The 10,152-nt window shown below is 70.5% G+C and carries 7 protein-coding genes; all 7 read right to left on the bottom strand.

Annotation, left to right across the window (positions count from 1 at the left end):
* Positions 1–141: 141 nt before the first annotated feature.
* Complete coding sequence (gene murG, locus ACWGKQ_RS42570; RefSeq protein ID WP_453297413.1) at positions 142–1,233, bottom strand: undecaprenyldiphospho-muramoylpentapeptide beta-N-acetylglucosaminyltransferase; 1,092 nt, start codon at positions 1,231–1,233, stop codon at positions 142–144.
* A gap of 6 nt (positions 1,234–1,239) precedes the next feature.
* A complete protein-coding gene (ftsW, locus tag ACWGKQ_RS42565; protein WP_453297412.1) occupies positions 1,240–2,595 on the bottom strand; it encodes a putative lipid II flippase FtsW in 1,356 nt (451 codons plus the stop codon).
* A gap of 66 nt (positions 2,596–2,661) precedes the next feature.
* Positions 2,662–4,080: a UDP-N-acetylmuramoyl-L-alanine--D-glutamate ligase gene (murD, locus tag ACWGKQ_RS42560; protein WP_453297411.1), complete on the bottom strand. Its 1,419-nt coding sequence runs from the start codon at positions 4,078–4,080 to the stop codon at positions 2,662–2,664.
* The gene (gene mraY / locus ACWGKQ_RS42555) at positions 4,062–5,132 is read right to left on the bottom strand and encodes a phospho-N-acetylmuramoyl-pentapeptide-transferase (protein WP_453297439.1); all 1,071 of its coding nucleotides are present in this window, start codon (positions 5,130–5,132) and stop codon (positions 4,062–4,064) included. Before mraY ends, murD begins: the two co-directional genes overlap by 19 nt.
* Complete coding sequence (locus ACWGKQ_RS42550) at positions 5,132–6,559, bottom strand: UDP-N-acetylmuramoyl-tripeptide--D-alanyl-D-alanine ligase (protein WP_453297410.1); 1,428 nt, start codon at positions 6,557–6,559, stop codon at positions 5,132–5,134. Before ACWGKQ_RS42550 ends, mraY begins: the two co-directional genes overlap by 1 nt.
* Before the next feature lie 28 nt (positions 6,560–6,587).
* Positions 6,588–8,261, bottom strand: a complete 1,674-nt coding sequence (locus tag ACWGKQ_RS42545; protein WP_453297409.1) for a UDP-N-acetylmuramoyl-L-alanyl-D-glutamate--2,6-diaminopimelate ligase — start codon at positions 8,259–8,261, stop codon at positions 6,588–6,590.
* Positions 8,262–8,303: 42 nt separating this feature from the next.
* On the bottom strand, positions 8,304–10,124 hold the full coding sequence (locus ACWGKQ_RS42540) for a peptidoglycan D,D-transpeptidase FtsI family protein (protein ID WP_453297438.1): 1,821 nt from the start codon (positions 10,122–10,124) through the stop codon (positions 8,304–8,306).
* Between the last annotated feature and the right edge of the window lie 28 nt (positions 10,125–10,152).

Raw genomic sequence — 10,152 nt, 5'->3', positions numbered from 1 at the left:
CCTTCTTTTTCTTTTCCCCGCGGGGTTCCGCCGCGGGGGCGCCCCGGCGGGGGTGGTTTGGCCGCCGGTGCACCCCCCTTCGGGCCTCCGCGCGCTCGGCATCTCGACACCGGCACGCCCCTTCGGCTCACTCGCCGACAACTAGTGACGGCTTGAGGCGATCGCCTCGTACACCATGCCGACGAGCAGGTCGTCGGCGTCCCGGCGGCCGAACTCGCTTGCCGCGCGGGACATCTCGTACAGCCGGTGCGGGTCGGCGAGCACGGGCAGGACGTTCTGCTGCACCCACTCCGGGGTGAGTTCCGCGTCGTCGACCAGCAGGCCGCCGCCGGCCTTGACCACCGGCTGGGCGTTCAGCCGCTGTTCGCCGTTGCCGATGGGCAGCGGGACGTAGGCGGCCGGAAGCCCGACGGCGGAGAGTTCGGCGACGGTCATGGCGCCCGCGCGGCAGAGCATCATGTCGGCCGCGGCGTACGCGAGGTCCATCCGGTCCAGGTAACTTACCGGGATATAGGGGGGCATTCCCGGCATCTGGTGCACCTGCGGCAGTTCGTTCTTCGGGCCGACCGCGTGCAGGATCTGGATCCCGGCCTGCTGCAGCCAGGGCGCGACCTGCTGGATGACCTCGTTGAGCCGGCGGGCACCCTGGGAGCCGCCGGAGACCAGCAGCGTGGGCAGGTTGGGGTCGAGGCCGAAGCGGTGGCGGGCCTCGGGGCGGGCCGCGGCGCGGTCCAGGAGGGAGATGGAGCGGCGCAGCGGGATGCCGATGTAGCGGGCGTCGCGCAGCTTGCTGTCCGGGGTGGAGACGGCGACGGCGGCCGCGTACCGGGAGCCGATCTTGTTGGCGAGGCCGGGGCGGGCGTTGGCCTCGTGGATCACGATCGGCACGCCGAGGCGCTTGGCGGCGAGGTAGCCGGGCAGGGCGACATAGCCGCCGAAGCCGACGACGCAGTCCGCCTTGGTGCGCTCCAGGATCTGCTCGGCGGCCTTGATGGTGCCGCGCAGCCGGCCCGGGACGGTGATCAGTTCGGGGGTGGGCTTGCGGGGCAGCGGCACCGCCGGGATCAGCGCGAGCTCATAGCCGCGTTCCGGGACGAGCTTCGTCTCCAGACCGCGTTCCGTGCCCAGGGCTGTGATCCCCACGGTGGGGTCCTGCCTGCGCAGGGCGTCCGCGAGGGCGAGCGCGGGCTCGATGTGGCCGGCGGTCCCCCCACCAGCGAGTACGACATGCACCGAAATTCACCGCTCTCCGGACGAGCGCGCCGCCGAGGCACGCCGTCGCATCGTGTTCCATCTCCGAGGCCCCTGAGGGCCCCCGGCTCCCCGCTTTCTACCAAAGCGAGGTTGCCGCATCGCAAGCGCCGCCCGCGCACCGGGCTCGTCGCGCGCGAAGGCGATCAGCAGGCCGATGGCGAACATGGTCGGCAGCAGGGCGGAGCCTCCGTAGGAGAACAGCGGGAGGGGGACGCCGGCGATCGGCAGCAGGCCGAGCACCGCACCGATGTTGATCACCGCTTGGGCGGTGATCCAGGTGGTCACACCTCCCGCGGCGTACCTCACGAAGGGGTCCTCCGTGCGTCCGGCCACGCGGATACCCGCATAGCCTAGAGCCGCGAAGAGGGCCAGCACCGACAGCGTCCCTGCCAGACCCAGTTCCTCACCGGTGACGGCGAAGATGAAGTCGGTGTGGGCCTCGGGGAGTTGGCCCCATTTTTCCACACTCGCCCCGAGTCCGGAGCCGAAGAGCCCGCCGCTGGCCAGGGCGTAGATGCCATGAACCGCCTGCCAGCAGTCGGCGACGCCGGTCTTCGGCTCGGTGGCGCCGATGCAGGCGAGCCGGGCCATCCGGTTGGGGCTGGTCTTGATGAGGATCACACCGAGCAGGCCCGCGATGGACAGCACCCCGGCGAACAGCCGGGTCGGCGCCCCCGCCAGCCACAGCACGCCGAACAGGATCGCGGTCAGGATGATCGCCGTGCCCATGTCGCCGCCGAGCATGATCAGCCCGAGCAGCAGGAAGCTCACCGGAACGAGCGGCACCAGCATGTGCTTCCACTGGGTCAGCAGCCGTTTCTCCTGCTTGCGCGCCATCAGGTCGGCGCCCCACAGCACCAGGGCGAGCTTGCCGAACTCGCTGGGCTGGATCTGGAAGGAGCCGCCGAGGGAGATCCAGTTCTGGTTGCCGTTGACGGACATCCCTATCCCCGGCACCTGCACCAGCGCCATCATGAAGACGGCTCCGGCGAGGATCGGGTAGGCGAGCGCCCGGTGCAGCTTCACCGGCATACGGGAGGCCACCAGCAGCAGCACGCCCCCGATGCAGGCGGCCAGGAACTGTTTCCGGAAGAAGAAAGAGCCCGGCAGCGACATCTGGAGCGCGGTGATCTGGGAGGCCGAGTAGACCATCACCAGACCCAGCACGATGATGAGCATGCTGCCGCCGAGGATCAGGTAGTACGCGGTCAGCGGCCGGTCCCAGGCCCGGTGGGCGCGCGTGTGGAGCCGCCGCAGCGGGTTCTCGCGCCTCGCGCGGGGCGCGGCGGGCCGGCGGACCGCCCGCTGTACGGGCGGCCGGCCGGTGCGGCTACCGGACATCAGCGCCTCCGCCGAACGTCGACCGTCCCACGCGTCCCTCCCAAGGTCGCCCGGCAGGCGGCCGGGTCAGGCGCCGAGTTCGCGAACAGCCTGGGCGAACGCGTCACCGCGCTTGTTGTAGTTGGCGAACATGTCCATGGAGGCACAGGCGGGTGCGAGGAGCACCGTGTCTCCGGCGACGGCGAGTCGCCGCGCCTCCTGGACCGCCGCGAGCATCGCCCCAGTGTCGGTCCGGTCGAGGTCGACGACCGGGACTTCCGGCGCGTGTCGCGCCAGGGCCTCCCGGATGAGGGCGCGATCGGCGCCGATGAGCACCACACCGCGAAGCCGCTTCGCCGACTTGGCGACCAGTTCGTCGAAGGTCGCGCCCTTCGCCAGACCGCCCGCAATCCATACGATCGACTCATATGACGCCAACGAGGCTTCCGCCGCGTGCGTGTTGGTGGCCTTGGAGTCGTCGATGTACGCGACCCCGTCGACGTCGGCGACGTGCGCGATGCGGTGGGCGTCCGGCGTGAAGGCGCGCAGCCCGTCCCGTACGGCCGTGGGGGGCACCCCGAAGGCGCGGGCGAGGGCCGCCGCCGCGAGGGCGTTGGCGATGTTGTGCGGGGCCGGCGGGTTGACGTCGGAGACCTCGGCCAGCTCCTGGGCGTTCTTGTGCCGGTTCTCGACGAAGGCGCGGTCGACCAGGATGCCGTCCACGACGCCGAGTTGGGAGGGGCCCGGGGTGCCGAGGGTGAAGCCGATGGCCCGGCAGCCCTCCTCGACGTCGGCCTCCCGCACCAGCTCCTCGGTGAGCTTGTCGGCGACGTTGTAGACGCAGGCGACCCGGTTGCCCTCGTAGATGCGGCCCTTGTCCCTGGCGTACGCCTCCATGGAGCCGTGCCAGTCCAGGTGGTCCGGGGCGAGGTTCAGTACGGCAGCCGAGTGGGCGCGCAGCGAGGGCGCCCAGTGCAGCTGGTAGCTGGACAGCTCCACCGCCAGGACGTCGTACTCCTCGTCGCCGAGGACCGCGTCGAGCAGCGAGACGCCGATGTTGCCGACGGCGGCCGTGCGCAGGCCCGCGGCCTTCAGGATGGACGCCAGCATCTGGACGGTGGTGGTCTTGCCGTTGGTGCCGGTGACGGCGAGCCAGGGGGCCGCGTCGGGGCCGCGCAGCCGCCAGGCCAGCTCGACATCGCCCCAGATGTCGACACCGGCCGCGCGGGCCGCCTGGAACAGCGGCTTGTCCGGCTTCCAGCCGGGCGCGGTGACGACGAGTTCGGTGCCTGCCGGCAGGGTCGCGCCGTCACCGAGCCGTACCGTGACGCCCAGCGCCTCCAGTTCGGCGGCCTGCTCACGCGCGCGTTCGTCGTCGCCGTCGTTGACGACCGTGACGACCGCTCCCCGCGCGTGCAGCACCTTGGCCGCCGGGACACCGGAGACGCCGAGCCCGGCGACGGTGACGTGCTTGCCCTGCCAGTCGGTCACTTGTCCGCTGCCCATCCTGCGTAGAAGAGTCCGAGTCCGACAATCACACAGATGCCCTGGATGATCCAGAAGCGGACCACCACCAGGACTTCGGACCAGCCCTTGAGTTCGAAGTGGTGCTGGAGTGGTGCCATCCGGAAGACGCGCCTGCCGGTGAGCCGGAAGGAGCCGACCTGGATGACGACCGACATGGTGATGAGGACGAACAGGCCGCCCATGATGGCGACGAGGAGTTCGGTGCGGGAGAGGATCGCGAGGCCCGTGAGGACACCGCCGAGCGCGAGCGAACCGGTGTCGCCCATGAAGATCTTGGCCGGCGAGGTGTTCCACCACAGGAAGCCGAGGCAGGAACCCATCAGCGCGGAGGCGATGACCGCGAGGTCCAGCGGATCGCGGACCGTGTAGCAGGCGTTGGGGTTGGTCAGGGTCATCGCGTTGGCGCAGGACTCCTGGAACTGCCAGACGCCGATGAACGTGTAGGCGCCGAAGACGAGCACGGAGGCACCGGTGGCGAGACCGTCCAGACCGTCCGTCAGGTTCACGCCGTTGGACATCGCGAGGATCATGAACAGCGCCCAGACCACGAACAGCACCGGGCCGATGGTCCAGCCGAAGTCCGTGATGAAGGACAGCTTGGTGGACGCCGGAGTGTTGCCGATGGCATCCGGGAACTGCAGCGAGAGCACCGCGAAGGAGATGCCGACGATCAGCTGGCCGGCCATCTTCGCCTTGGCCCGCAGACCCAGCGAACGCCGCTTGACGATCTTGATGTAGTCGTCCAGGAAGCCGACCAGGCCCATGCCGCACATCAGGCCGAGCACCAGCAGGCCCGAGTAGGTCGGGGTGTAGCCGGTGATCACCTTGGACAGGAAGTAGGCGGCGACCGTCGACAGGATGAAGGCGATACCGCCCATCGTCGGCGTGCCGCGCTTGCTGGCGTGCTCGCGCGGGCCGTCGTCACGGATGTACTGGCCGTAGCCCTTGCGGGCGAGGAGCTTGATCAGCAGCGGGGTGCCGATCAGGGTCAGGAAGAGACCGATGACACCCGAGAAGAGGATCTGCTTCATCATCGGGCATCAACACCCTCGGCACCGGACTCCAGGAGCGCCTGCGCAACGCTCTCCAGGCCCACCGACCGTGACGCCTTCACGAGTACGACGTCCCCCGGGCGCAACTCGCTGCGCAACAGGTCGACCGCCGCCTGTGCGTCGGACACGTGCACCGACTCCTCACCCCACGAACCCTCGTTATATGCGCCCAGTTGCAGCCAGGAGGCTTCCACTCCCCCGACGGCGACGAGCTTGCCGACATTGAGCCGGACGGCGAGCCGTCCGACCGCGTCGTGCTCGGCGAGCGCCTCGTCCCCGAGCTCGGCCATCTTGCCGAGCACCGCCCACGTGCGTCCCCCCTTTGCCTGTGAGGCTGTGCCCATGGCCGCGAGCGCGCGCAGCGCGGCTCGCATGGACTCGGGGTTGGCGTTGTAGGCGTCGTTGACGATGGTCACGCCGTCCGGGCGCTCGGTGACCTCCATACGCCAGCGGGAGAGGGAGCCCGCCTCGGAGAGCGCGAGGGCGATCTCTTCCGCGGACATGCCCAGCTCATGGGCGACGGCGGCCGCGGCGAGCGCGTTCGACACGTGGTGCTCACCGTACAGGCGCATGGTCACATCGCTTGCACCGGAGGGTGTGTGAAGGCTGAACGCGGGCTGTCCCGTGTCCGTGAGTCGTACGTTCTCGGCCCGTACGTCCGCTTCGGCCGACTCTCCGAAAAGGACCACCTTCGCCTTGGTACGGGAGGCCATGGCCCGCACCAGCGGGTCGTCCGCGTTGAGGATCGCGACGCCGCCGTCCTCGGCCGCCGGCAGCGCCTCCACCAACTCGCCCTTCGCCTGGGCGATCTGCTCCCGGCCGCCGAACTCGCCGATGTGGGCGGTGCCGACGTTGAGGACCAGACCGACCTTCGGGGGCGTCAGATCGGTGAGGTAGCGGATGTGTCCGATGCCGCGGGCGCCCATCTCCAGCACCAGGAACTTCGTCTCCTCGGTGGCGGACAGGGCGGTCAGCGGCAGCCCGATCTCGTTGTTGAGCGAGCCGGGCGTGAACACGGTCGGCGCCTTGGTGCGCAGCACCTGGGCGATGAGGTCCTTGGTACTGGTCTTGCCGGCCGAGCCGGTCAGCGCCACGAGGGTCGCGCCGAGCCGTCGTACGACATGGCGGGCGAGGGCGCCGAGAGCCCTCTGGACGTCGTCCACGACGATCGCGGGCACGCCGACGGGGCGCGACGCCAGTACGGCGACCGCGCCCTGCTCGACGACCTGGGCGGCGTAGTCGTGGCCGTCCACGCGCTCGCCCACGAAGGCGGCGAACAGACTGCCCGGCCCCGCCTCGCGGGAGTCCCGGACGACCTCGCCGGTGACCAGGACGGACGGATCCGGTATGTCGTGCGTCTGCCCGCCGACGACTTCTGCGATCTCGGCGAGAGAGAGGGCGATCACAAGTTCATCCCCTGGGTCTTCTGGATTTTCATCCCTGGGTTTTCTGGATGGCTTCGCGGAGGACCTGGCGGTCGTCGAAGGGACGGATCACGCCGGCGATGTCCTGGCCCTGCTCGTGGCCCTTGCCGGCGACCAGCACGGTGTCACCGGGGTGCGCGCGGGCGACGGCGGCTTCGATCGCGGCGGCCCGCTCCTCGAAGAGGAGCACCTCGCCGCGCTCGTGGGCGGGCACCGAGGCGGCGCCTTCGAGCATGGTCGCGAGGATGGCGAGGGGGTCCTCGGAGCGGGGGTTGTCGGAGGTCAGTACGGCGATGTCGGCGAGCCGGGCCGCGGCGGCGCCCATCGGGGCGCGCTTGGTCTTGTCGCGGTCGCCGCCGCAGCCGAGGACGATGTGCAGCCGGCCCTTGGTGACCTTGCGCAGGGCCCTGAGCACCGACTCGACGGCGTCCGTCTTGTGGGCGTAGTCGACGACCGCGAGGTAGGGCTGCCCGGCGTCCACGCGCTCCAGGCGGCCCGGGACGCCCGGCACCGCGGCGATGCCGTCGGCGGCGGTCTGCGGGTCGAGCCCGGCGGCGGCGAGGGCGACGATCGCGGCGAGGGTGTTCGCCACGTTGAAGGGGCCCGGCAGCGGCGACCTGGCGGCGATCCGGACGCCTTCGGGCCCGGTGACGGTGAACGTCGAGTCCATCGGGCCGATGTGGACGTCGGTGGCCCGCCAGTCGGCGTCCGGGTGGTCCTCGGCGGAATAGGTGACGACCGGGACACCGGCCTCCCGGGCGAGCCGGCGGCCGTACTCGTCGTCGACGTTGACCACGCCGCTTCTGCTGCGCTCCGGGGTGAACAGCTGTGCCTTGGCCCGGTAGTAGTCCTCCATGTCGGAGTGGAACTCCATGTGTTCCGGGCTGAGGTTGGTGAAGACGGCGATGTCGAAGACGCAGCCGTCGACCCGGCCCAGGACCAGGGCGTGGCTGGAGACCTCCATGGCGACCGCCTCGACGCCGCGCTCGCGCATCACGGCGAACAGGGCCTGGAGGTCGGTGGCCTCGGGGGTGGTGCGCTCGGACTTGATGCGCTCGTCGCCGATGCGCATCTCGACCGTGCCGATCAGGCCGGTGTTGCGCGTGGTCTTCAGACCGCCCTCGACCAGGTAGGCCGTGGTGGTCTTGCCCGAGGTGCCGGTGATGCCGATCTGGAGCAGGTCGCTGCCGGGGCGGCCGTAGATGGTGGCCGCGAGTTCGCCCATCCGCGCGCGCGGGTCGTCGACGACCAGGACCGGCAGGCCGGTCGCGGCGGCGCGTTCGGCGCCCGTCGGGTCGGTCAGCACGGCGACCGCGCCGAGTCCGGCGGCCTGGGCGACGAAGTCGGCGCCGTGCAGCCGGGCACCCGGCAGGGCGGCGTACAGGTCACCGGGGCGGACCGCGCGCGAGTCATGGGTGATGCCCGTGACCTCGACTGTGTTCTCCGCGTTCTCCGCGGGTTCCGGGTCGGCGGCACCCAGCTGATCGGCGAGCTCCGCAAGGGGTGTGGCGGAGTTCTGAACCGGCCTGGGCGGCCCCGGATATGTCACGGAAGCGCCCTTCTGGGTGGTTTGGGACTGATCAGCGTGTGGCACGGCGGTGAGCGTACCGGGCGCACCCGCTCCGGAGCGAAGCGAGGGGCGCGGCATCCCGTGGTTCCCGGGATCGGGGGTGATCGTTGTCACGAGCTCGTTCCTGGTGGTCTGTGCGCGGTGCTGCGGCGCTGATCAGGGCTTGTAGTCGACGGGCAGGTTCGCCGCCTTGGCGCCGGTCGGCGGGATCTGGAGGGTCTTGAGGGCGAACTCCATCACCTGCTTGTAGATCGGGCCGCAGATCTGGCCGCCGAAGTAGCTGCCGGCGGTGGCGTTCTGGATGGCGCAGTAGACGGTGATGCGGGGCTTGTCGGCGGGTGCGAACCCGGCGAACGACGAGGTGTAGCCGCGGTACCTGCCGGTGGCCGGATCCACGCGGTTGGCGGTGCCGGTCTTGCCTGCGACGTTGTAGCCGGGGATGGCCGCCTTGGCGCCGGTGCCCTGCTCGTCGTCCACCACCGACTCCAGCATCTCGGCCAGGGTCTTCGCCGTCTTCGCGCTGATCACGCGGGCCTTCTTGGGCTGGGCGGCCGGGGTGTAGCGGCCGTCGGCGCCCTTGGTGCCGCGCACCAGGGTCGGGTCGACGCGGACTCCGCCGTTGGCGATGGTCGAGTAGACGGAGGCCGCCTGCATGGCGTTGATGGAGAAGCCCTGGCCGAAAGGAATCGTGTACTGCTGCGATGTCGACCACTTGTCCGGGGCGGCCAGGATGCCCTTGGTCTCGCCGGGGAAGTCGAGCCCGGAGTAGCTGCCGATGCCGAACTTGCGCAGGTACGAGTAGAGGACCCGGTTGGCCTGTTCCTGGGTCCTGCCGAGCTGGCCGGTGGCGAGGATGGTGCCGATGTTGCTGGACTTGGCGAGCACGCCGTTGAGCGTGAGGTACCAGGTGTCGTGGTCGACGTCGTCCTTGAAGAGCCGGTCGCCGCGGTGCAGCCGGTTGGGCACCACCACGTGCGTGAGCGGGGTGGCCGCGTTCTGCTCCAGCACGGCCGCCATCGACATCACCTTGGCGGTGGAGCCGGGCTCGTAGGCGTCCTGGAGGGCCGCGTTGCCCAGGTCGGCGGCGTCGGCCGTCGACAGGTCGTTCGGGTCGAAGCCGGGCGAGTTGGCCATGGCCAGGATCTGGCCGGTGCGGGTGTCCTGGACGACCACGTAGCCGCGGTCGGCCTTGGACTTCTTGACCTGCTCGGTGATGGCGTTCTGCGCGGCCCACTGGATGTCGCGGTCGATGGTCAGTTCGACGTCGGAGCCGGCCACGGCCGGGGTCTCGGTGGAGCCCGCGGTGGGCACCTCTCGGCCGCCGGACTGGGCGTAGCGGATCTTGCCGTCCTTGCCGGTCAGCTCCTTGTCGAGCTGCGACTCGATGCCGCCGGCGCCCTTGCCGTCGGCGTTGACCCAGCCCAGTATCCCGGCGGCCAGGTCGCCGTTCGGGTACACCCGCTGGCTGCTGGGGTCGGCGAAGACGCCGGCCAGCACGTTGACGGTGCTGCTGTCGGTCTCGGCCTTGCTGGTGAGCGCGGCCTTCAGGTCCTTGATCTGCTTCCAGACCTGCGGGGTCTGCCGGGTGGCGAGCCGGACGTAGCGCAGTTCCCTGTTCTCGGGCCGCAGCAGTTTGACGAGGTCCGCCTGGCTCTTGCCGAGGATCGGGGCGAGCAGCGCGGCGGCCTGCTCGGGGCCGTCGCCGACCTTGAGCTGCTTGCTGGTGAACATCGTGGGGTCGGCGGTGATGTCGTACGCGTCCTCGCTGATCGCCAGCGCCACGCCGTTGCGGTCGGTGATGCCGCCGCGCTCGGCGGCCAGGGTGTGCACGACATACCGGTTCTGCTCGGCCTTCGCCGCGTACGCGCTGGCGTCGACGGCCTGGACCTGGAGCAGGCGTCCGACGAAGACCAGCAGCACCAGGGTCAGGGCGAGGCCGACCATGCGCAGCCGGGGGCGGGGGCTGCCGAGCCGCAGCGGGGGCGCGGCCGCGGGGTGCGGGGAG

It is taken from the genome of Streptomyces sp. NPDC054770 (assembly GCF_053611985.1).
This window is presented reverse-complemented; position numbering and strand designations above follow the sequence as displayed.